We start from the raw sequence: 23,180 nt of genomic DNA on the forward strand, positions 1-23,180 counted from the left end.
ATGTGGCGCCCTTCTAATAAGGCCCTGCATAGCCAATGGCACATGATACCAATCCTACGTTGCGTGAAGCCCTTTTCATGTACTGCGAGCGCATCAGTATCCATAAGAAGGGCCACGCACAAGAGAAATATCGAATTAACCTATATTGTCGTTATTCCATTGCTGATCTTCCGATTCGCAATATAACGTCAGTCGATGTGGCGACATTTAGGGATGAGCGATTAGCGGAGATTAACGCACGAACGGGTAGGGCACTTTCCCCTGCTACGGTTCGGCTGGATCTGGCGCTGCTTTCCGACCTGTTTCGCATTGCGAAGAACGAATGGGGTATATGCAACGATAACCCTGTCGCCAACGTCCGTAAGCCAAAACTTCCGCCTGGCCGTGATCGACGCTTGGCTCCTCGTGAAGAACGGATGATCATGAGGCATTGTTCCCAGCGGGGCGCGCATGAGATGAAGGCCATTGTCCAATTGGCATTAGAAACTGCTATGCGTCAGGGGGAGATTCTGGGGGTGTGCTGGGAGCACATCAATCTGAAATCCAGAATTGTTCATCTGCCCGACACCAAGAATGGTTCCAAACGTGATATCCCGTTAAGCATGGAGGCTAGGGATATCCTGGCGGCCCAGAGGGTGAAGCTGTCGGGGCGAGTCTTTAGCTATACGAACAACGGATTGAAGAGCAGTTGGCGAAGCATGATCAAGAGGCTGAATATTCCTGATCTGCATTTCCACGATCTTCGGCACGAAGCAATCTCTCGCTTGATGGAACGAGGTGTCTTCAACCTGATGGAAGTTGCTGCCATCAGCGGACACAAGAGCCTGTCCATGCTGAAGCGATATACGCATCTTCGTGCTCAGCGTTTGGTGCGTAAGCTCGACGCTGGCGCAAACAAGGGGAAGGCTGCGGTCTTGAGCTACCTGGTTCCTTATCCAGCCTTCATCGAGCCCTATGAGAGCCAGGTAAAAGTAACCTTCCCGGACTTTGACGATCTGCATGTGGCAGGGCCATGTCTAAACAGTGCAGTACAGCAAGCTCAGGATGCCCTATTACGGGAAATTTTGGTCTTGATGCGTCAAGGTCGGCCGATCCCGCCGCCAAACAACTACCTAGAACTCCTCGATGAATCCAGGCTCTTTCACCTGGACCCGTTGGCAACCTATGATTCCCTCGCGGATCTTGCCGAGGGCGCGCTGGTTTGAGTTCTGATGACCTTGCGAGGGAGGAGGAGTCCCTACTGGTGTGGATGAGCGGGTTGAAAGCAGGACCTTATCTAACTACCGCTTGAATTGGGGTGACAGTCATCTAGTGGCAAATCCACAAAAAAGTTGCGCTTGAAGTGAACAACTAAGTTCGTGCATACTGAGAATATGTATCAATCTCTTCGCCACCGTTTTCGTGCATATGTGCAGCACCCTATCGGGCGCTGCGCGGTGGTATTGATGCTGTTTGCCTTGGTGGCAGCCAGTGTTCCGTTTGGTGAGATTCATGCCCATGCGGATGGTGATCACGATCATGATCACGGTTACGTCACTGCTGAATTGACGAAGGCATCGCTCTCCGATCCTTCAGACTCTATGGACTCCGATTCTGATTCGACCGGAGCCAAAGTGCTGCATGCACACGGTTCCGTTGTCACTCCTCCGCCCTTGCCGGTGGATGGACTGGGAATCGAGCCATTCATCTTTCCCGCCCGGGACAAGATTACCCTCGCCTACTTGTCGCGGCCTTCTGCGACACCACTTCCCCCCTATCGCCCTCCAATCGCCTGACGCCTAGCGCCGCTTTTTAGCGGCTTGCTTTGTGTCGTCTGTCGATATTGGAGGTTTTCCGTGAACTTGCGTTGTTTGCTGGTTCTGGCTGTAGCCGGAACCTGCGGTATCCCCTTGTCGGGGTATGCCGCTGAATCCTTGCGCCTGGAGGAAGCAGTCTCCCGCGCCTTGGCATCCCACCCCTCACTTGCGGCCGAGGCCGCGCAATTGAAAGCCGTTCAGGCACGCGCTCAGCGTGAAGGCCTGGCAACGCCCTTTATGATCGGCGCCGATGTGGAAAACGTCGGCGGTACTGGAGCCTTTCGGGGGGGGCAATCAGCTGAAACCACGCTACGTATTGGCCGCGTCATTGAACTGGGCGGTAAACGTGAAGCGCGCCAGGCATTGGGTAGCGCTGAAATCAATCAGCAACAGAACCTGTCCGAGGCAACCCGCCTGGATGTCATCAGCCGCACCTCACTCCGCTTCATTTCAGTGCTGGCTGACCAGCAACGGCTGAAATACGCTCAAGAGCAGGTAGGACAAGCCGAGCGCACACGCCGCGAGGTCGCCAATTGGGTAGCCGCTGCCCGCAACCCGGAGTCAGATTTGCGTGCGGCTGAAATCGCCGTTGCTGACGCCGAGCTGGAGCGCACCCGGGCCGAGCACAAGCTGACCTCTGCCAGGTTAACCCTGGCCTCCAGCTGGGGGGTCTTAACACCCGATTTTGAGACGGCTGCAGGCAATCTGCTCGTGCTGCCCAAAGCGGAGTCGCTGGATACCTTGGTGGCTCGTCTGCCGATGACACCAGAGCAACGTGCCGCATTGCTCGAGGCGGATAGTATCGCTGCTCGCAAGCGCTTAGCCGAGGCCGGCGCCAAGCCGGACGTTACCGTCAATCTGGGTGTGCGTCGCCTTGAGGCAACCAGCGATCAGGCATTGATGATGTCGGTATCGATTCCACTCGGCAACCAGGTTCGCTCGGGACTGTCCGTCGCCGAAGCCAATGCGCAACTGATGGCACTGGAAGCTCGCCGCGATGCTCAGCGTTTCGAGCACTACCAGTCGCTGTTTGGAAAGTATCAAGAACTCAATCAGGCCCGTACTGAAGCTGAAACGCTGCAAAAGCACATGCTTCCCAAGGCCGAGGAGGCACTGGCCTTCACCCGGCGCGGCTTCGAAGCCGGCCGCTTCTCCTTTCTTGCCCTGGCACAAGCGCAAAAAACCCTATTCGAACTGCGCCAACGCGCTGTCGATGCTGCTGCTCGCTGCCAGATCCTGATGACCGAGGTGGAACGCCTCACCGCCATTGCCCCGGAACCCACGCCATGAACCGACTATTACCCCTGATTCTCGTGCCTCTGCTGCTGACAGCTTGCGGCAACGATACCCCTCCCTCCGCTGTGGTTGCTGCGGAAAAAGCCAGTGCTGCCGAAGAGTACGAGCGTGGCCCCCATCGCGGCCGGATGCTGCGCCAGGGTGACTTCGCTCTCGAAGTGACCATCTATGAAACCAATGTGCCGCCGCAGTATCGGCTGTATGCCTACCAGAACGGCAAGCCTTTGCCGCCGGCCAGCGTGCAAGCCGCAATCCAGCTCAAGCGCCTGGATGGCGAATTCAACAATTTCACCTTCACGCCGGAAAAAGACTACCTGAACGGCAGCAGTGAAGTCATTGAGCCCCATTCATTCGATGTCGAGGTCAAGGCCCAGCATGCCGGCCAATCCTACAGCTGGGCGTTCCCCTCGTATGAGGGGCGCACCACGATTCCGGCGGCTGCCGCAAACGACGCAGGGGTTAAGGTCGAGAAGGCCGGTCCGACAACAATCCGCAATACAGTGCGGCTGATGGGTGCTGTGATGGTCGATGCGAATCGGCGTGCCGAGATCAAGGCCCGCTTCCCGGGCATCGTACGCGCGGTCAATGTCCAGGAAGGGCAGCGTGTCAGTCGTGGCCAGACGCTGGTGGCGATTGAAGGTAACGACAGCATGCGGACCTATTCCGTTGTCGCACCGTTTGACGGCATCGTCTTGGCGCGCAATACCAACGTCGGCGACGTTGCCGGCAGCAACACCCTGGTTGAACTGGCGGATTTGTCCAGCGTCTGGGTGGAATTACGGGCTCTCGGTGGAGATGCGGAGAAGCTGTCCGTGGGCCAGGAGGTCGAGATTTCCTCGGCCACCGGTGGCAGCCGGGTCACCGGGAAAATCCAGACGCTGCTGCCCCTGGCCTCCGGGCAAAGCGTGGTGGCCCGTGCCAGCATTGCCAACCCTGAAGGGCGGTGGCGGCCGGGTATGGCGGTCTCTGCGGATGTCACCGTGGCGGCACGCCAAGTCCCGCTGGCGGTGAAGGAATCCGGCCTGCAACGCTTCCGTGATTTCACCGTCGTCTTTACCCAGGTAGGGGACACCTACGAGGTCCGCATGCTCGAGCTGGGTGAGCGTGATGGCCGCTACGCCGAAGTGCTGGGCGGGCTGAAGCAAGGTGCTACTTATGTAGCTGAGCAGAGCTTCCTCATCAAAGCCGACATAGAGAAGTCCGGCGCCAGCCACGATCACTAAGGGATTTGCCATGCTAGAACGAATGATTCGTGCGGCAATCGCACATCGCTGGCTGGTCCTGATACTGGTTCTGGGCACCTCCGCACTTGGTGTCTGGAGCTATGGTCGCCTGCCGATCGATGCCGTCCCCGACATTACCAATGTCCAGGTCCAGGTCAATTCCGAGGCCCCCGGCTATTCGCCGTTGGAGGCAGAGCAACGTGTCACCTTCCCGGTAGAAACCGCCCTGGCAGGTATGGCTCGCCTGAAGTACACCCGCTCGATTTCGCGCTATGGACTGTCCCAGGTCACCGTGGTGTTCGAGGACGGTACGGACATCTACTTTGCCCGACAGCAGGTGAGCGAACGTCTGCAACAGGCGTCTTCCCAATTGCCGGCTGGCGTCAAACCGACCTTGGGACCGGTGGCGACAGGGCTGGGTGAAATCTTCATGTATACGGTCGAGGCCACACCAGGGGCTACCAAGGCGGATGGCAAACCCTGGATGCCTACGGATTTGCGAACACTGCAGGATTGGGTGATTCGCCCTCAGCTGCGTAACCTGAAAGGTGTCACCGAGGTCAATACCATCGGCGGCAACGTGCAGCAGTTTCATGTCACCCCCGACCCGGCCAAGATGGTGGCCTACAAGTTAACCATTGATGACCTGCTGCAGGCCATTGAACGTAACAACGCCAATACGGGCGCCGGTTACATCGAACGGGGTGGTGAGCAGAACCTGATCCGCATTCCTGGGCAGGTGGGTGATGAGGCTGGTTTGCGAGAGATCGTGGTGGCAATGCGTGACGGGCTGCCCTTGCGAATTAGCGACATAGCTACGGTCCAGATCGGCTCGGAACTGCGCACCGGTGCCGCAACCAGGGATGGCCGGGAAGTGGTGCTGGGCACGGTATTCATGCTGATTGGTGAGAACAGCCGGGAAGTCGCCATGCGTGCAGCGACCCGCCTCAAGGAAATCGATGCTTCGCTACCGGAAGGGGTCAGTGCGCGTGCGGTTTATGACCGCACCCAACTGGTGGACCGCAGTATTGCCACGGTCCAGAAGAACCTCCTCGAGGGAGCCTTGCTGGTAATCGTGGTTCTTTTCCTGCTGCTGGGCAATATCCGTGCGGCACTGATCACGGCGGCCGTGATCCCGGTTGCCATGCTGATGACCATCACCGGCATGGTGCAGAACCGGGTATCGGCCAACCTGATGAGCCTTGGGGCCTTGGACTTCGGCCTGATCGTCGATGGCGCCGTGATCATCGTCGAGAATTGCCTGCGCCGCTTCGGTGAGCGGCAGCACGCCCTGGGCCGCTTACTGTCCATCGAGGAGCGCTTCCAACTAGCTGCGAAAGCAAGTGCCGAGGTAATCAAGCCTAGCCTGTTCGGTCTGTTCATCATTGCCGCTGTTTATCTGCCGATCTTTGCCCTCAGCGGGGTCGAGGGCAAGACTTTCCATCCCATGGCTATCACTGTGGTCATGGCGCTGGTTGCCGCAATGGTGTTATCCCTGACTTTCGTGCCGGCGGCCATCGCACAGTTCGTCACCGGCAAGGTCGAGGAAAAAGAAACCCGCCTGATGCAGCGGCTGCATGGGATTTACGCTCCTCTGCTGGAGAAGTCCCTATCGCTGCAAAAGCCGGTGATTGGCGCCGCTGCAGTGCTGGTGGTGCTGTGTGGATTGTTGGCGACTCGCCTGGGTACGGAGTTCATCCCCAACCTGGATGAGGGGGATATTGCCCTGCACGCCCTACGCATCCCGGGTACCAGCCTGACCCAGGCTATCGGTATGCAGGCCCAGCTCGAAGCACGGATCAAGCAGTTCCCGGAAGTAGACAAGGTGGTGGGCAAGCTCGGCACGGCAGAAGTGGCCACCGACCCGATGCCGCCTTCTGTGGCCGATACTTTCATTCTGCTCAAGGAACGCAAGGACTGGCCGGACCCGCGCAAGTCCAAGGCTACCCTGGTGGCGGAGCTGGAGGAAGCTGTTCGTGCCATCCCCGGCAACAACTACGAGTTTACCCAGCCGGTACAGATGCGGATGAACGAGTTGATTGCCGGTGTACGTGCGGAAGTGGCGATCAAGGTATTCGGCGATGACCTGCAAGCGCTGACCGCGGTTGGCAAACAGATCGAGAAAGTCGCAGGCAGCATTTCCGGAAGTGCCGACGTGAAACTTGAGCAGGTGACCGGCCTGCCGCTGCTGGTCATCAAGCCGGATCGTGCCGCCCTGGCCCGCTACGGCCTGGCCGTGGCCGACATCCAGGACACCGTATCCGCGGCGATGGGTGGGGCAACGGCTGGCCAGCTTTTCGAGGGGGATCGCCGTTTCGATATCGTGGTGCGTCTCCCCGATGCCCAGCGCCAGGACCCGAAGGCACTGGCAGCGCTGCCCATTGCCCTGCCGGCGACAAGCAGAGCCGATGGAGCTTCGTTGTCGCGGATGCCCGGCGTGGTGCCCTTGAGTGCCGTGGCCACTATTGCGGTAGAGCTAGGGCCCAACCAGGTCAGTCGGGAAAACGGTAAGCGGCGCGTGGTCATCACGTCGAACGTGCGCGGCCGGGACCTCGGCTCCTTCGTGGAGGAACTCCGGGGGAAAGTTGCGGCGGAAGTCGTGCTGCCTGTCGGAAGCTGGGTCGAATACGGCGGCACCTTCGAACAGCTGATCTCGGCCGGCCAGCGTCTGAGCGTCGTGGTTCCCGTGGTCCTGGTCATGATTTTTGGCTTGCTGTTCATGGCCTTCGGATCGGCCAAGGATGCCGCAATCGTGTTCAGCGGCGTACCCCTGGCGCTGACCGGTGGCGTACTGGCCCTGTGGCTGCGCGGTATTCCCTTCTCCATCTCAGCCGGGGTCGGATTCATTGCGTTGTCTGGCGTTGCGGTACTCAACGGCTTGGTGATGATCACCTTCATACGGAAGCTGCGTGAGCTTGGGCAACCGCTACATACCGCTGTGACCGAGGGGGCGCTGACCCGTCTGCGCCCCGTGCTGATGACCGCACTGGTTGCCAGTCTTGGCTTCGTCCCCATGGCCCTCAATGTCGGTACAGGTGCTGAAGTGCAGCGCCCACTGGCAACCGTGGTGATCGGCGGCATCATCTCTTCGACCCTGCTGACCCTCTTGGTGCTCCCGGTGCTGTACCGGCTGATACACCGGAATGAGAACGAGGAGACAGCCGCGTGACCCCTTCCCCCATTCTATTCAACAAGGAGTTTCCTTTGCCATTTCGCCAGTTCAGCGCCACCGGCATTTGCCGGTGGACCGTGGCGCTCCTCGCGTCACTGCTGCCCCTGTGGGCTTTCGCCCACGGGGTCACGGGAGAGGATCAGTCCTTTCTCGAGCAGAACACCGGCCGCAACCTGCTGTTGTTCGCCTACCTGGGAGCCAAGCACATGGTCACCGGGTATGACCATCTGTTGTTCCTGTTTGGTGTGGTGTTCTTTCTGTACCGCATGCGCGACGTCAGCATTTACGTGACCCTGTTCGCCGTCGGACACAGCGTGACCCTGCTGCTGGGGGTGCTGGGCGGTTTCCACGTCAATCCCTATGTCGTCGACGCAATCATCGGCGTCTCCGTGGTTTACAAGGCGCTGGACAACCTGGGGGCATTCAAGCACTGGTTGGGATTCCAGCCCAATACCAAGGCGGCCGTACTGGTCTTCGGCTTTTTCCACGGTTTCGGCCTGGCCACCAAGCTGCAGGACTTCTCGTTGTCCCGCGATGGTCTGGTGCCGAACATGCTGGCCTTCAACGTTGGCGTAGAACTTGGCCAATTGCTGGCACTGGCTGGAATTCTGATCGTCATGGGGTTCTGGCGCCGCAGCACAGCCTTCTCCCGGCAAGCATTCACCGCCAATACCGCACTCATGGCTGCTGGCTTTGTCTTGGTCGGCTACCAACTTACCGGCTATTTCGTTTCCTGATCGAGGTCTTCCTATGTCCAATACTCAAACCCACTCCCTGCCCAGTAGTGCCAGTCTGTTCAAGGCAACCGCGGTAGCCGCAGGTGTTGCCGCCACCTTGCTGGTGACCATGGTGCTTCCTGCGGAATATGGGATGGACCCTACCGGCATTGGCCGTTTCCTCGGCCTCGATGCCCTTAAACAGTCTGCCGGTGCTGAAACAACATCTGTTCTGGCAACCCCGGATGCTATTGCTGGCCCCAATGCAATGCTTGCCGCCAAAGCAGATGCTGCTTTCGGAAAGCAAGCCGGCAGGTCCTTGGATGCCTCCGCCGTTTCATTGGCAGGTGATGGCCCCATGCGTCGCAACACATTCACGGTAACGCTGGCTCCCGGCAAAGGCGCAGAGGTCAAAGCGCACCTCCGGGCTGGTGAAGGCCTGACCTTCCACTGGCAAGCAACCGCCGCGGTGGCCGTGGATATGCACGGCGAAGCACCGAATGCCAAAAATGCCTGGACCAGCTATTCGGTCGAAAGTGCTCAAAAGAGTGCATCCGGCACTTTTGTTGCCCCCTTCGAAGGAAGTCACGGTTGGTATTGGCAAAACCGCGGCACCGAGCCGGTGACGGTATCCATCGAAGCCTCCGGTTTCCAATCCGAGTTGTATCGGCCGTAACGAAGCTTTCTTACACGGCCCCGTTGTATTAACCCCGCGGCTTGCCGCTTTCACATTGGAGATGTACCCCGTGAAAAACAAAACCTTCCTGTCCCTCTCTTTGCTGGTCGGGTCCTTCATGTCGCTTTCCAGCGTTGCCTATGCCCACGGTGTCCACGAAGACAGTGCCGAACCAAAGGCCACGCCCACTGCTTGCCGGCACCTCACCGACACCGAGCATTACGTGGTGGATCTAAAGGACCCCGCAACCCGGGCGCTCAAGACCCGTTGCGATGCCACCAAGAAGCCTGTAACCCCGGTGGCCGAGAAGAAGGACGAAACACCGGATAAGAAGTAACCCCTCCTGATAGTTCATTGTCGCCCGTAGAGACATAGGAAATAGCCATGCTTGAAATCCTCCGACATCGCAGTTTTAGGCATTTGTTTCTCGCCCAAGTCGTTGCATTGGTGGGGACGGGGCTTTTGACCGTGGCCCTGGCATTGCTGGCCTATGATCTGGCAGGCGCCAATGCCGGTGCGGTACTGGGTACCGCACTGGCCATCAAAATGATCGTCTACGTCACGCTTTCGCCTGTAGCGGGGGCTGTTGTCCCTGCGGCATGGCGAAAGCGTGTCTTGGTCGGCCTAGATTTGATTCGAGCGGCGGTGGCATTGCTGCTGCCGTTCGTCACCGAAATCTGGCAGGTCTATGTGCTGATTGCGCTGCTGCAATCAGCCTCAGCCTGCTTTACCCCGCTTTTTCAGTCGCTTATTCCCCAGATTCTGCCGGAGGAAAGCGACTACACCCGCGCGCTCTCCCTGTCGCGGCTGGCCTATGACCTGGAAAGCCTGCTTAGTCCGGCCCTGGCAGCGGCATTGTTGGTGGTCATCAGTTTTCACGGGCTGTTTGCCGGCACCTCCGTCGGCTTTGTTCTATCTGCACTGTTGGTCATGAGCACGGCATTTCCCGTCGTGCCAGAAACCCGTTTGGGAGATGGCCCCTACAGTCGAGCCCTCCGAGGCATGCGGATTTATCTACACACACCGCGACTACGCGGACTTCTGGCGTTGAACCTATGTGCCGCAAGTGGGGCCAGCATGGTTTTCGTGAATACCGTAGTCCTTGTCCGCGAGGTGCTGGGAGGCGGTGAACGGGAGGTGGCATGGGCTCTGGCAGCTTTCGGTGCCGGGTCCATGGCCGTGGCCTTTTCCTTGCCAACATTGCTCGACCGTATGGCGGATCGTCGAATCATGCTGAGCGCGGCATCAGCAATGGTCGTTGTGCTACTGGCGGTAACGGGGGTTTGGTGGAGTACCGGGGGTTTGGGCTGGGCAAGTCTCATTCCCGCATGGGTGGTTCTGGGTATGTCCTACGCAGGCCTGGTAACACCCGGGGGACGACTATTGCGGCGCTCGGCCCAATCGGACGATCTACCCTTTTTGTTTGCCGCCCAGTTTTCACTCTCACACCTGTGTTGGCTTCTGGCTTATCCACTGGCGGGATGGCTTGGAGCGCGGCTGGGATTCGGTGTTGCCCTCTCCGCCCTTAGCGCCATGGCAGCAGTGGGAGGGGCGCTTGCCTGGCGCACTTGGCCAAGGCAGGACCCTGATGTGATTGCCCACCATCATGACGATCTCTCTACCGACCACCCTCATTGGAACGAGTACGCGCTTGGTGGCGGAGGTCGGACTCATGAGCACCGTTTTGTCATCGATGAACTGCATCAGCGATGGCCCCACTAAGCCGGCCACTACGCGATGGTACTGAGTGATTTTCTTCGAGTAGCAGATAGCCACCTGATTGTTGGTCGGGGACTCTTTCACATGCTCAGCCACATGTGGCTCCACATCGAGTTCCGGCTATTTGCCGTCGGAATTGGCGTGCTACTGGTGTTGCTGTTGGTACTGATTTTTATGAGCTGGGAAGAGGAGCGGTGGATTCGTGCTGTAAGGATTTTTGATTTTTTATTTCGAAAACGGAAATAAAAAAGCTCATTAATGGGGTGGTATTCGCATGCCAAAGATGGAGCTTCCACAGCAGGTGGCAAAACTAGATACAACGCCGACATCCGTAGTTGGTCAGTCCCGTATGCAGACGGCCGACTTCTCGAAAATCCTCAATCAGGCGCTTTCCAGGAGCAACACGCCAGCTGACGTAGGCGTAACCGTGCATAGAGACGGAAACAAGAAACCGGGGGACTTCCAGCAAAAAATGCTGGGAATACGGGCCTATAGGCAACAGCTCATTGCTTCAAATATCGCGAATTCCGATACGCCAGGATATAGGGCTATGGATATCGATGTCGAAGATGCTGCCAAGCAGAACCAAATGGGGCTGTTGCCATTAGCAAAATCATCTCCCAGCCATATCAACGGGAGTGCTCATTGGTCCTCTCCGCCGTTCAACCTGAAATACCGCACACCATTTCAGGCCAGTGCAGACGCAAATACCGTAGAAATGGACATTGAGCGCCAGCATTTTGCTGAGAATGCTGTGATGTACCAATTCACCCTGGATCAGGTTGGTGGCGATTTCAAAGAGCTGACTGAGTTGTTTCGAAACCTAAAATAGTTCGTTCAAGCTAGCCTCATGCCAGCCAGGCTGCAAATCCAATGTAGCAACAAATTTTATTTGTAGAGTTATCAACAGCATTGTAGAGTACACTCATGACTACATGGATCGCACTCATTACCAGCCTTCCCACCGAGAATGCCACGGCCCGCATGCGTGCCTGGCGTAGCCTCAAGGCATCGGGTGCCGCCGTCCTCCGGGATGGGGTCTATCTGATGCCGGAGCGGGAGGATTGCCGGAACACACTTGATGCCGTAGCCGCAGATGTTCGTGCTGCAGAAGGTACAGCCCTGGTCGTCCGCCTCGAGGAGCCCAGCGATGGCAACTTTGTGGTCTTCTTCGACCGCAGCGCCGACTTTGCTACTCTGCTGGGGGAGATTGCCACGGCCCGAGACACGCTCGGTCCGGACACGGTAAACGAAGCTCTGAAGCAAGCCCGCAAGCTGCGCAAGGCGTTCTCCAACCTGGTAGCCATCGATTTTTTCCCTGGAGAAGCGCAAAAGCAGGCCGATGAGGCCTTACGTGACCTTGAGCAACGAGCAGCCTGGGCTCTTTCCCCCGATGAGCCGCACCCGGTCAACGACGCTATCTCCCGCTTAAGCATTCAGGACTATCAAAAACGTCGTTGGGCAACGCGACGGCGCCCCTGGGTGGACCGGCTGGCCAGTGCCTGGCTGATTCGCCGCTACATCGATCCCCAGGCCGAACTGCTCTGGCTGGCAACGCCGGCAGATTGTCCGGCCGAGGCTCTTGGTTTTGATTTCGATGGGGCGACGTTCACCCATGTCGGCGCCCGGGTGACCTTCGAAGTGCTGCTTGCCAGCTTCGGCCTGGAAACTCCGGCTCTGCAGCGCATCGGTACCTTGGTCCATTTCCTGGATGTGGGTGGCGTACAACCGCTAGAGGCGGTGGGCATCGAAAGCACCCTGGCCGGCCTACGCGACACCATTCTCGATGATGACCAACTCCTGGCATTGGCCGGCAGTATCTTTGACGGACTACTGGCCTCCTTTGAGAAAGGATCGAAATCATGAGTACGATCCTGACAGCCGCCGATTCCACCTCGCCAGAGTCCAAACCTGCCGAAGTCAGCTTCTGGCAGGCCTTCCTGTTCTGGCTGAAGCTCGGCTTCATCAGTTTTGGCGGGCCTGCCGGGCAGATCGCCATCATGCATCAGGAGCTGGTCGAGCGCCGGCGCTGGATTTCTGAACGCCGCTTTCTGCACGCCCTCAATTACTGCATGGTGCTCCCCGGTCCGGAGGCCCAGCAGTTGGCTACCTATATCGGTTGGTTGATGCACCGCACCTGGGGTGGCATCGTCGCCGGTGGGCTATTCGTGCTGCCGTCGCTGTTCATCCTGATTGGGCTGTCGTGGATCTATATCGCGTTCGGCAATGTGCCCCTGGTGGCCGGCCTGTTCTACGGCATCAAACCGGCGGTTACCGCCATTGTCGTCCAGGCGGCCCACCGCATCGGCTCCAGGGCCCTGAAGAACAATGCCCTCTGGGCCATCGCTGCAGCATCCTTTGTGGCCATATTTGCACTCAACGTGCCGTTCCCAGCCATCGTCGCGGCGGCTGCAGCCATCGGCTACTTTGGCGGCCGTGTCGCGCCGGACAAATTCAAGGCTGGTGGCGGCCACGGCAAAGCGGATAAGTCCTTCGGCCGAGCCCTGATCGACGACGATACGCCGACGCCGGTACATGCCCGGTTCTCCTGGGGCCAGTTGGCGAAAGTCGCGCTTATCGGTGGCTTGCTGTGGCTGGTCCCGATGGGGCTGCTGACCGCCAGCTACGGATGGAGTCATACCCTGACCCAGATGGGCTGGTTCTTCACCAAGGCCGCATTGCTGACCTTTGGTGGTGCTTACGCCGTACTGCCCTATGTTTACCAGGGGGCCGTCGGGAGCTATGGCTGGCTCACCGGTCCCCAGATGATTGATGGTCTGGCCCTTGGCGAAACAACACCGGGACCGCTCATCATGGTGGTGACCTTCGTCGGCTTCGTTGGCGGCTACGTGAAGGCCGTGTTCGGCCCGGATAGCCTCTTCCTGGCCGGTGCGGTGGCGGCCATGCTGGTCACCTGGTTCACCTTCCTGCCGTCCTTCGTCTTCATCCTGATGGGCGGTCCCTTCATCGAAACGACCCACAATGACCTGAAGTTCACGGCGCCGCTCACCGCCATCACGGCCGCCGTGGTCGGCGTTATCCTGAACCTGGCCCTGTTCTTCGGTTACCACGTGCTGTGGCCGAAGGGCTTCGACGGGGCGTTCGAGTGGGTATCGGCACTGATTGCCCTAGGGGCAGCCATTGCCTTGTTCCGCTTCAAGGCGAACGTCATCCATGTCATTGGTGGCTGCGCGGTCATCGGCTTCCTGGTGAAGATGTTCCTGTGAGCCTCGGCATGGGAACGGCACGGTGGGTAGGGGTCGCTGTGCTGGTGACGGCTATCAACGCTGCTGCTGCCGACAGAGGCTGGGTATTGCTCCAGGGCAAGGTGCTGGCCCAAGCCCTGTCCAACCAGGATTTCGGTGATGGCGTCCACTTTGCCTACCAATTTCTCAGTGGTGGGGAGTTGCGCGGCATGAATATGGGCAAGCCTGCCAGGGGAAATTGGCGGGTCATTGGCAATGAGCTTTGCTGGCACTGGACGAGGCCCAAAGAACCAGAGGAGTGTTACCAGGTACGCCAGCGAGGACAGGCTGTCCGTCTCTATTTGGATGGTCAGGAAGTGCTTTCCGGCAACCTGACCCCGTTACCCGCCAATCTGAAGGAGATGCCCCAATGAAATGGATCACGCGAGAAAGACCCAAGATTGATCGTATCGCCTGTCCCTGGCTGATAAGCCGGTTTGTCGACGAGAGTCCGGAATTCCTCTACGTCCCCGCAGGTGAAGTGATGCGCATTGCGGCCGAGACCGGTGCCACCCCCTACGACGTGCCCAACACCGAATTGGGCCACCATGGCGACCAGTGCAGCTTCGATGCCTTCATCGGAAAGTACAAGCTTGAGGATGCCGCACTCAACAAGCTGGCCCTCATCGTGCGCGGCGCCGACTGCGGTCAGCCACAACTGGCCAAGGAAGCGGCTGGTCTATTGGCCATTTCAAAGGGTCTGTCTCTGAATTTCAGCGACGATCACGAGATGCTGGCCCACGGCATGGTCATCTACGATGCGCTCTACGCCTGGTGCGCCGATACCCCGCTGAAGAAAATAGGCCGGTTTCTGGGGTTGAAGTGACTGGCCGCTGGTTGCTGCCTGAAGGTGTAGACCGGGTAGTGCTGCCGCTCCTGGTGGGCAAGGCCCTGCGGGCATTTGCCGATGGCTATGTGGCAGTTCTCCTTCCAGCCTATCTGCTGGCGCTCGGTTTCGGCACCCTGGATGTCGGCATCCTGAGTACAACGACCTTGCTGGGTTCGGCATTCGCCACCCTGGCGGTGGGGGCCTGGGGCCATCGCTTCCATCACCGGAACCTGCTGCTGGGCGCCGCGCTGCTGATGCTGGGGACCGGGCTCTCCTTTGCCTCTTTGTCAGCATTCCTGCCCCTGCTCCTGGTCGCTTTCGTCGGCACCCTCAATCCGAGTTCTGGGGATGTCAGCGTGTTTCTGCCCCTCGAACATGCCCGGTTGGCCGAATCGGGCCAGGGTACTGCCCGCACCACCTTGTTCGCCCGCTACTCCCTGCTTGGAGCCCTGTTTGCTGCGTTGGGGGCGCTGGCCTCAGGCATTCCCCAGCTACTGGTATCGGTGCTGGGGATCGAGCTGCTATCAGGGTTCCGGGTGATGTTCGTGCTCTACGGGCTGGTGGGTGGCACGGTATGGCTGCTGTATCGACGGATGCCGGCACCCCGGCGGGAGTGCGCGGTGGCCGCTCCGCAGGCGCTCGGCGAGTCGAAGGGCGTTGTTGTCCGGCTGGCGCTGCTGTTCTCCCTGGACTCCTTTGCGGGAGGGCTGGCCATCAATGCCTTGATGGCCCTTTGGTTCTTTCAGCGTTTTGAGTTGTCGCTGGCTGCCGCGGGGAGCTTCTTCTTCTGGGCTGGGCTGTTGTCCGCTGTGTCCCAGCTAATCGCACCGAAGGTCGCCGAGCGCATTGGCCTGGTGAATACAATGGTATTCACCCACATTCCCGCCAGCATCTGTCTCATCGCCGCGGCATTTGCCCCGGGTCTCGAGCTGGCATTCGCATTGTTGTTTATCCGGGCGTTGCTGTCTCAGATGGACGTACCGGTTCGAAGCGCTTTCGTAATGGCGGTGGTGACACCGGCCGAGCGTGCAGCTGCGGCAAGTTTTACTGCGGTCCCACGCAGTTTGGCTTCTGCCATCAGCCCAACGATTGGTGGGGCAATGTTTGCAGCGGGATGGCTTGCAGCGCCTCTGGTTGCCTGTGGAGCGTTGAAAATTTGCTATGACTTAATGCTTTGGAAAGCATTTCGACAACGAGACCCATAACGAAGTGGATTTGTCTCTCGGGCCTCAGAAGGAGCCGAAGTCGGCAATCAAAATTGGGCAGATGCAAGGGCCCTTATCGGAATTTCAACAATAGGCTTCATTGGACGGGCAACAGAATAACAAGGCTTTCTAGCTCCAAAGACTCTCGGTTGAACCATGTCACCTTTAGGTCACCGTTGTCTTGCAGTTCCAAGAAGAGGCCGGTTGCGACACGCGGACCATCAAGTTTTTCGTTCCGGATTGCTTCAATCAACCTTGGCATATGGGAAACGAAGAGCGCAATTTGATAAGCAAGTAGGTCGGCGTCGTCAACGGAAAGCGTAAGTCGAACACCGAAATAGTCGTTCGGAATGGGGAGAGCGACCACGATGTCGGTTCGCTCTGGAAGTTTCTTCTTTAGGCGAACAACCTTCTCCGCGAACAACTTCACCTTGTTTGCCGCGCCTACCACGAGCGCCGTCGCCTTTGCGCGGTTCTTCCACGATTCCTTTGCCGCTTCCTTCACGATCTCCGCCATATACAAAGCCGCGGCAGCCGAGAAAAGGCTAATCCACCAACTTGAATCGGCAATCAGGTGAATCCACGACGGTGGCTCAGCAGATAGGAGAGCAACGCGTCCATCTTCGATCTCAAATTCGAATTCTGGACCAACGTCTTCGCCAAATTCCTTGAGAGGTTGAATCGGTACATCTGCAGTGGAGAGCGCTCTCATAGCCTATGAAACCTCGCGTCGAAATTGAGCGGCCTGCGCATCTTTTCGCGCAGGTCCGCTCGAATGTAGTGGTAGGGGGCGTATTGGTATTGATGACACGAAGCGCCCTCAACGACTGAAGTGCCGAAGCATGAGATCGCCGTACCCCCAGACAAATGCACCCCAGATAGCAACGAACGTAATGATCCAGCTAACGGTACCGTGCTGTTTGTTGAACAGGCGGAAGAGTGCCCACGACTCGGAGAATGTTCCACCACGGATGGATTCGAAGAAGTTGTTGATTCTGAGTTGGGCAAAGACGCAGAAGACCGAAGTGATTGCACCGCTGCGCTGAAACCACGAAGCAAGAGGTTCAGATTCCGGCTTTAGCACCGCGGCAGCCGCCAACACCTCCGCCAAAACCGCGACAAAACACAACGACAGGATGAACAGCAATTCCAGTCTAAGGCGGGTCTCAACGGCGATGGTCACTTGTGCCCCTAACGTTGAAGGCAAGGGGCGGCCCACTTGCGGGACGTCCCAGCAGCCGAAGGCTGCGCCTTGAACGTGGTGTTAGGCTCCACCACTCAGCACCTCTGCGATATCTTGACGTGCGACAGCGATGAATGCCTCTTTCAGTTTGAAGAAGTCAGCAACTTCCTTCGCAGGCTGCGCACTATGACTGGTAATGACGTAGTCGGCCAATTTCTTCGCCGCCTCCACGACCATACCGGATGCGACAAGTGAAACCTCCGCGAACTTTCCGTTCAGCATGTTTAGATCGGCAAGGGATGAAATTTTCTCTTCTCTCGCCTGAACTACGAGTCGTTGCGTTTCAACTAGAAACTCCGCGTAAAGTTTGTGGCGAATAGTGCTTTGTTCTTTCGCAAGCGCAAGTTTCCATTCGTGGTTCTTTACACTGCGGCTCGCCAAGTAGTTTATGAACCCACCAATCAACACCCCCGAGAGGGTACCGAGTACGGCGATAGTTTCAGACGGCATAGTGGAGCCTAACAGTTAATAGACGGACCCATGGGTCCGTCTATGCGTAATCGTACGGACATGAGAAAAATGCCGGGAACCTTGAACTAGCGACGATTCTCGCGCCTTGTGGCCGAAATATGATTTACGAAAAAGGAGATGGAGTCGCAAGTATCTATCCATCTTGCATTTGGCTCAAGGCGAGCGTCTGCTCGATGTGAAATTCACAGTATTCATGCGAATACTCACCTAACCTTCCCTTGGACTTTCGCTGATTAAAGAGACTTTTCTATTTTCTGCCCGGAGGTTGGCGATCAAGGAATCCTTCTCTTTCAACAAATCCTCCAGCTCTTGAATACGTTGCTGGAGCGCGTAATTCTCCCGGGCAATCTTCAACAGATTGGACTGCTCCAGTTCCAGAAGCTCCCGGTATTCCTTCTTTCGTTCCTCTGCCTTTGCAAGCGCGGATGTCTTGATCTTCAACTTCGACTGGGCATCAGTGTCGTTGATGCGCTGAATCTCGGACAATATCTCCCGGTGGTACCGATACAGTGTGGAACGCTCCACTCCAGCCTCTTGAGCAACGCTGGCGGCGGTCAGGCGAGACCCAACCCTTACCTGATCGGGATGTCCGCCAACAATGCGCTGTATTGCCAAGTTCAGGGCTTGTCGCGTCAGCTTGATCGAATTTTCCTTATGGGCCTGTAGCGCTTGCGGGTTCCCAGCATTATTGCTCATTGAGGTATTTCCAATTTGGCGATGACATCAAGGGCCTTATTCAGGATTCGCTGGGACCGGGTTTTACCAGGCAGCCCCAGATCCGACATGTCTAAAGCCGTTTGCTGCTGAAGAGCAATTTCCTTCCAGACCGGAAGGTGCTCAGGGCCGATCATCCCGTAGGCGCAATCGACGCACATGTCTGCCTCAAAAACACACAGGCCACCACAACTTGTCCCCTTGGCATTGCCGATGCACCAACTGTGGCCGGTCCCATTTAGGGTGATGCTTGACGAAATCTGTTGCAACAAGGACTGCTTATTCTTGGCAGTTTTGATGGTCTGGCGTAGATCGGCAAGCATGATGTCGCCGTTGGCCAGGGGAGCGTCTGTCATCAGGTAATTGTGTAGAACGCTCTCCTGCTTTTCTGTCTTGCTCCGCAATATTTCCGTGAGTAGGTCTGTATCCGTCTGGTAGGCATCGGAGGCTCCGCTGGTATATAGCAGCGTCATGTCAATGGACCAGTGACCAAAATGCTCTCGGAGATAGTGGAGATCGCCCAGCTCGGCTGAGGCGACGAAATAGGCATAGGTTCTGCGGAATTGATGGGATGAAAGCCGCCAATATTTGCCGTCGTCTCCCAGAATATTGAAATGTGGACAGAAGTTCTGGAGGCGTCGATGAATGGTGCTTTTGCTGAGCACTCCTACTAAATGACCCACACAGGGGGCGCATCCCAGGAAGAGCCCATCCCGGTCCTTTCTGGCGGTGTGCAGGCGTTTGAGTTGGCGTTTGTGGAAGGTCGAGCCCGGAATGGACATGTCGAGTTGCTGTTCAAATTGGGAAATCTGCTCCTCGATCTGAATTGCATACGGTTGTCGATACCACTCCATTACACGAACTGCGGTCTCAACAATTGGCGGGACGAGCCATTTGTGCGGCTTTATTCCAGTCTTGAAGATTGTGCCGTGAAGCCAGATGAGATCAATGCCATCGTCCGCTTTGTCATGAGCGATGCACCCCCTTTTTAGGGATAGCGTTTCGGAATCCCGGATTCCGGAGAACATGGCAATCACGATATAGCAGGAATCCCGGAGATAACTCAGTTCTGCACTGAGGTCACGAGAGCCCTCAAAACCCAATTCCCGGGCTAGTGGTATTCGGATATTGGTGGCTTGGAATCCCTCTTTGTTAGCCACCGCCTGCTCCAGGGCATCCCGAGTGCTTAAGATATGGGGAGCTAGGTTGGTGACGTAATTTATTGCGACTTCGGCTAGCTGGCGAACCGTGCGCTCTGGGATTCGTAGTGTCTTGATGGTTCGACCTTTGGCTCGTTCTCCTGACAGAGTGAAACCGGATTCATCAGGCCATGGATGTGTAGGTAAGGCATCGGCCAGCTTTTCACGTTGAAGATATAGCTCCTCCAAAACTATCAACCGCCTTGCATGCCAGCCCTTGGCTGTCGGTTTGCCTGTTCTCTGATTAATCTTGGCAATGGGGACATATTCCAGGGCTCTTCCCTCTATATCCCTGAACTGTCGCATGCCTCGGGACGCCATCCAGCGCAATAGGGGCGTTAGCGCTACCACATGGGCAATCACGGTTGCCATTCGCGGTCGTTGGCGCCCATCGATAGGGTCTATAAACAAGGACCAGGTAAAGTCCTTGGTACTTTCCAGCAGGGGGGCATGCTGGTGGTCAGTGAGAAATTCACCAGGTGCGATCTCAATGCGCCAGTTGATCCGCTTTTCACTATCCCTAGCGTTGTTTTGCGGGATGTAAGGCCAGAAGTCCCAGATTTCGTCCTCATACCGGGACACCACGACGGACTCACCCAGATCCGTCTTCGCCATAGAGACCGGAGTTCTGGCCTTTTCTGCGGATGAAAGCGCTCGAATGGGCTTCGCAGGATTAGCTAGTGTGCTCATATCAGGGGGGCGTCATTGCGCCAGGCAGGATGCGGTGTGGATTGGGCTCGCTGGCGGGCTTCCGCCACTACGGCAGAATCAAACTGCACCGCAATTTGTTCGTCGATAGTTCTTATGACTGGTCCGAATGTTTTCATCCACTGGTGGGGAGGAATCTTGGGGCGCTCAGCCAGGAGACGGAAATAGAAGCTGTATAGGCGGTAAAGGTCGTCCTCAAACACCACCATGCTGGGGCAGCGAAAGCAGGCCAGGAATTTTCCGCAGACCTGGTCCGCTTCGCGAAATGGATTCCGACAGCGGGCAATCGATGTGTTGTAGCCACCGGTGAGCAGCTCAGTTGCGTTCCGAAGAGGAATCTCTCCATCTGCTGCTAAGCGGATAGCTAAGGTTTCATCTCTGCTGGTGGCCCAGCCCACCATGGCCTGGCCAATGAAGGCATGGTTGCGAACAGCCTCGGGAGTGACTGGTGGAATGTAGCGTTGGATGGTCAGGAGAATGGAACTATGGCCAAGGGCTTGTTGTAGCTTACGTAGGTCGCGATGACGTAGGTAGTAATTCAGCGCAAATGTCGGTCTGAGGCGTGCGATGCTCAGGTTCAAGGGGGCGCCTCGGTCGTCAAATAGCTCATGTCGATTGACAAAGCTTTTGAGTGCATTGCGCACCTGAACTTCGTCGAAACGAACAACATTTCCGCGACGTCGTGAGTACGTGACGTCGGCCAAACGGCAGAGAAAAACGAATGGGCGATCTGCTTCGTCAGCGTCTGACACAAAGCGCTCTGTGTATTGCTGTAGCTGCCGGAGATAATCTCCCACCATTTTGGTAATGGGTGTTGCAGTTTCCTCCGGTGTATTTTTGGGAAGGGATATGGTGCGCGTGGTATACCCACGGCGCTTCTCCAAGACCAGTAAGTCTCGATCCGGAAGAAAGCTGCGCAGGCTATCCCGGCGCATTTCCAGGAGGGGGGTCATATTCACGCCGCAGGTCAAAACGGTGATGACGGCATGAACTGCCAAGACTTGATGAGATGAGAGGGCTTCCGGATTTGCGTTGAATAGGGCCAGATCTTCTGCGCAGGCAGCAATGATCCGCTCTTGCTCCCCTGCAGAGTAACCTTCTCGTCGCGGTATCCGCTTATTGGAGTTGGGATAGGGATTCTTGGGGAAATTCAGGTTAGGGTTGATGGACTCTGGCACATGTTGCCGGCGATTTTTGAGTATTGATTTGATACCGGCATAGGTCGCATTACAGGCGGATACAGACCACGGTAACCCCTTGTTCTTTCCGTGTTGAACGGTCTGTAGGGCCAACCATGCTACAAATTGCATGATGATTAGCCGGTCGACCTGTTCCAGAGTAGTCACTACTTGGCCGGATTGCTCCAGGTCATCCAGGAAGTGCCAGAAGCAACGAATACCGCTATTGAAATAGGTCATCAGTGATTTGCCGGCAGAGACAAAACGCAGAGACCAAATGGCATCTCGCATTTGCTCGGCCAACGGCTCACGGCCTCGGGCCCGGTGGCTTGTGAAGTCGAAGTGATACTCCGCGCCACTGTGTACACAGCGAATGGTGAACGCCCATCCTGGAGGGAGGTCGATGATCTGCTTTTCTGGGGTCAGATCGATGTGGGTATTGCGATCAACCCGCTTACGCCGGATCGCCATCAGACACAATCCTCTTGGAGCAGTTTGCAGATGTCAGCTTGGTAGCCATCCAAGGCTGTGTGATCTACCAGACTGGCTGTGTGTATATAGATTTGTGTCGTTGCCAAACTGCTGTGTCCCATGCGTTCCATGACCCAAAACAGAGCGCTTTCCTTACTCTTGAATTGACTCATCCGGATAAATTCGTAGGTGCCATACGTGTGACGCAGCATGTGTGGTGTGCATTTGATTCCTGATTTCTCTGAGGCCTTCTTGAAGGCGTTGTTTATTCCGCCCAGGCTGATTGGCTCTCCATATGCTGTCAGGAAGACCCGGTTGCTCTCAGGACCAACGTGCCGTTTACGGTAGCGCTTAGCCAGCGAAGATCTCTCATAAATTACGTAGTTCCATAACTGGACAGCTAGGTCATAAGGGACAGATACCCATCGGGGTTTTCTGCCCTTTGTTGTACGTAGCGTCATCGCGAGAGGCTTACCTGGTGGATGGCCAGATGGATTGGGAATGTCCTCCAACTCCAAGGTTGCAACCTCTTCCCTACGAAGTCCCGAAAACCACATCAAGTAGGCCATTAGGCGGTTACGTCGCGGGGTTAGCGCGGTGACGAACAGCCTGGCCTTGTCGGCTGTTAGAAATTTTGGTTGTGGCTTAAATGAACGTAACTTCAGTTCATTGGCTTGGACTTGATTTCCCTTGGCATCAATGTGCGCCAGAAATCCCTTCGGCCGGGATACCCGAACGTCCTCCATATAGAAGGGGAGGGAAGAGATTTTCTGTGAGCGCAAGGCCCATTTGTAGAAGTTGGATACAGCCCCCACACGGTGGTTGACCGTAGAGCGGCGACATCCTCGTGAAAGCATGGAGTCCCGCCAGGCTGCTAGATGAGTGCTTCTTATCCTGTCCCAGGAAATCTCTATGGTTTCCAGGAAGCTGAAGAATTCATAGAGGTGATTTCCATAGGTCTGCCAAGTCTTCGGGGACGATGTTCTTCCCCTAACTACGGCGACGTGGAAGAGATATTCATTTGGCGCTGTGACAAGCGCCATTTGGTCGTCAATGAGAAATGGGATGCCTGGGTATGGCTGTCCGTGTACCGTGAAGGTTGGGTCGGTGAGGAATAAGTGCATATCGATCCAGGCAGTAGTAATCCAGTTGTCCAGAATGGCAACTTGGAGAACCGTAACTGTAAGGACCTTTTTTTTCTACAGAGGCAACACTCTGCAGGTCTCTTAACACGTCCAGGGTCGGCATGCCTGCGGCCCCTGCCTGGAGCGGCAATAGCAATGCGGCTCCCGGCAGGGCGCCGGCCAGCAGGACCGTCC

The 23,180-nt window shown here is 56.9% G+C and carries 22 protein-coding genes; 15 read left to right on the forward strand and 7 right to left on the reverse strand.

The features are described 5' to 3' along the window. Positions 1–35 precede the first annotated feature (35 nt). The 15 genes from AZSP09_RS14005 (at position 36) to AZSP09_RS14075 (ending at position 15,877) form a co-directional block, all read left to right on the forward strand. A complete protein-coding gene (locus tag AZSP09_RS14005) occupies positions 36–1,205 on the forward strand; it encodes a tyrosine-type recombinase/integrase (RefSeq protein WP_014236230.1) in 1,170 nt (389 codons plus the stop codon). A gap of 168 nt (positions 1,206–1,373) precedes the next feature. Continuing rightward, positions 1,374–1,775, forward strand: a complete 402-nt coding sequence (locus AZSP09_RS14010; protein WP_133247329.1) for a hypothetical protein — start codon at positions 1,374–1,376, stop codon at positions 1,773–1,775. 60 nt (positions 1,776–1,835) lie between these two features. Next, on the forward strand, positions 1,836–3,086 hold the full coding sequence (locus tag AZSP09_RS14015; RefSeq protein WP_014236231.1) for a TolC family protein: 1,251 nt from the start codon (positions 1,836–1,838) through the stop codon (positions 3,084–3,086). Next, on the forward strand, positions 3,083–4,315 hold the full coding sequence (locus AZSP09_RS14020; protein ID WP_014236232.1) for an efflux RND transporter periplasmic adaptor subunit: 1,233 nt from the start codon (positions 3,083–3,085) through the stop codon (positions 4,313–4,315). The genes AZSP09_RS14015 and AZSP09_RS14020 overlap by 4 nt, the downstream gene beginning before the upstream one ends. Positions 4,316–4,325: 10 nt before the next feature. Then, positions 4,326–7,484 carry an efflux RND transporter permease subunit gene (locus tag AZSP09_RS14025; RefSeq protein ID WP_014236233.1) on the forward strand — a complete coding sequence of 1,053 codons (3,159 nt, stop codon included), beginning with the start codon at positions 4,326–4,328 and terminating at the stop codon, positions 7,482–7,484. Beyond that, positions 7,481–8,224 carry a HupE/UreJ family protein gene (locus AZSP09_RS14030; protein ID WP_014236234.1) on the forward strand — a complete coding sequence of 248 codons (744 nt, stop codon included), beginning with the start codon at positions 7,481–7,483 and terminating at the stop codon, positions 8,222–8,224. The genes AZSP09_RS14025 and AZSP09_RS14030 overlap by 4 nt, the downstream gene beginning before the upstream one ends. Positions 8,225–8,237: 13 nt before the next feature. Beyond that, positions 8,238–8,879, forward strand: coding sequence for a hypothetical protein (locus tag AZSP09_RS14035; protein WP_014236235.1), 642 nt, complete (start codon positions 8,238–8,240; stop codon positions 8,877–8,879). Positions 8,880–8,949: 70 nt separating this feature from the next. Then, entirely contained in the window at positions 8,950–9,216 is a 267-nt protein-coding gene (locus tag AZSP09_RS14040; protein WP_043797801.1) for a hypothetical protein, read from the forward strand. 47 nt (positions 9,217–9,263) lie between these two features. Beyond that, a complete protein-coding gene (locus AZSP09_RS14045) occupies positions 9,264–10,601 on the forward strand; it encodes an MFS transporter (protein ID WP_014236237.1) in 1,338 nt (445 codons plus the stop codon). A gap of 271 nt (positions 10,602–10,872) precedes the next feature. Further along, entirely contained in the window at positions 10,873–11,430 is a 558-nt protein-coding gene (gene flgB, locus AZSP09_RS14050) for a flagellar basal body rod protein FlgB (protein WP_232058801.1), read from the forward strand. A gap of 95 nt (positions 11,431–11,525) precedes the next feature. Then, the gene (locus tag AZSP09_RS14055) at positions 11,526–12,464 is read left to right on the forward strand and encodes a chromate resistance protein ChrB domain-containing protein (RefSeq protein ID WP_014236239.1); all 939 of its coding nucleotides are present in this window, start codon (positions 11,526–11,528) and stop codon (positions 12,462–12,464) included. Further along, the gene (gene chrA / locus AZSP09_RS14060) at positions 12,461–13,825 is read left to right on the forward strand and encodes a chromate efflux transporter (protein ID WP_014236240.1); all 1,365 of its coding nucleotides are present in this window, start codon (positions 12,461–12,463) and stop codon (positions 13,823–13,825) included. Before AZSP09_RS14055 ends, chrA begins: the two co-directional genes overlap by 4 nt. Further along, entirely contained in the window at positions 13,822–14,217 is a 396-nt protein-coding gene (locus AZSP09_RS14065; RefSeq protein ID WP_014236241.1) for a hypothetical protein, read from the forward strand. Before chrA ends, AZSP09_RS14065 begins: the two co-directional genes overlap by 4 nt. Next, on the forward strand, positions 14,214–14,669 hold the full coding sequence (locus tag AZSP09_RS14070; protein WP_014236242.1) for a chromate resistance protein ChrB domain-containing protein: 456 nt from the start codon (positions 14,214–14,216) through the stop codon (positions 14,667–14,669). Before AZSP09_RS14065 ends, AZSP09_RS14070 begins: the two co-directional genes overlap by 4 nt. 38 nt (positions 14,670–14,707) lie before the next feature. Next, positions 14,708–15,877 carry an MFS transporter gene (locus tag AZSP09_RS14075; protein WP_232058802.1) on the forward strand — a complete coding sequence of 390 codons (1,170 nt, stop codon included), beginning with the start codon at positions 14,708–14,710 and terminating at the stop codon, positions 15,875–15,877. 97 nt (positions 15,878–15,974) lie between these two features. On the opposite strand, the gene AZSP09_RS14080 is transcribed toward AZSP09_RS14075, so the two are convergent. The 7 genes from AZSP09_RS14080 to AZSP09_RS14110 form a co-directional block, all read right to left on the reverse strand. Continuing rightward, positions 15,975–16,589, reverse strand: coding sequence for a hypothetical protein (locus AZSP09_RS14080; protein WP_014236244.1), 615 nt, complete (start codon positions 16,587–16,589; stop codon positions 15,975–15,977). A 108-nt stretch (positions 16,590–16,697) separates the two neighbouring features. Continuing rightward, positions 16,698–17,060 (reverse strand): hypothetical protein, encoded by a 363-nt coding sequence (locus AZSP09_RS14085; RefSeq protein ID WP_043797805.1) that lies wholly within the window; start codon positions 17,058–17,060, stop codon positions 16,698–16,700. 81 nt (positions 17,061–17,141) lie between these two features. Next, the gene (locus tag AZSP09_RS14090; RefSeq protein WP_043797807.1) at positions 17,142–17,570 is read right to left on the reverse strand and encodes a hypothetical protein; all 429 of its coding nucleotides are present in this window, start codon (positions 17,568–17,570) and stop codon (positions 17,142–17,144) included. 228 nt (positions 17,571–17,798) lie between these two features. Next, on the reverse strand, positions 17,799–18,287 hold the full coding sequence (locus AZSP09_RS14095; protein WP_014236245.1) for a hypothetical protein: 489 nt from the start codon (positions 18,285–18,287) through the stop codon (positions 17,799–17,801). Further along, positions 18,284–20,119 carry an integrase gene (locus tag AZSP09_RS14100; RefSeq protein ID WP_197739017.1) on the reverse strand — a complete coding sequence of 612 codons (1,836 nt, stop codon included), beginning with the start codon at positions 20,117–20,119 and terminating at the stop codon, positions 18,284–18,286. The genes AZSP09_RS14095 and AZSP09_RS14100 overlap by 4 nt, the downstream gene beginning before the upstream one ends. A 71-nt stretch (positions 20,120–20,190) precedes the next feature. Further along, positions 20,191–21,861, reverse strand: coding sequence for a site-specific integrase (locus tag AZSP09_RS14105; RefSeq protein WP_014236247.1), 1,671 nt, complete (start codon positions 21,859–21,861; stop codon positions 20,191–20,193). Then, positions 21,861–22,985 (reverse strand): tyrosine-type recombinase/integrase, encoded by a 1,125-nt coding sequence (locus tag AZSP09_RS14110; protein ID WP_014236248.1) that lies wholly within the window; start codon positions 22,983–22,985, stop codon positions 21,861–21,863. The genes AZSP09_RS14105 and AZSP09_RS14110 overlap by 1 nt, the downstream gene beginning before the upstream one ends. Positions 22,986–23,180 lie beyond the last annotated feature (195 nt).

The organism is Azospira sp. I09 (genome assembly GCF_009177135.1).
Taxonomy (GTDB): domain Bacteria; phylum Pseudomonadota; class Gammaproteobacteria; order Burkholderiales; family Rhodocyclaceae; genus Azospira; species Azospira oryzae.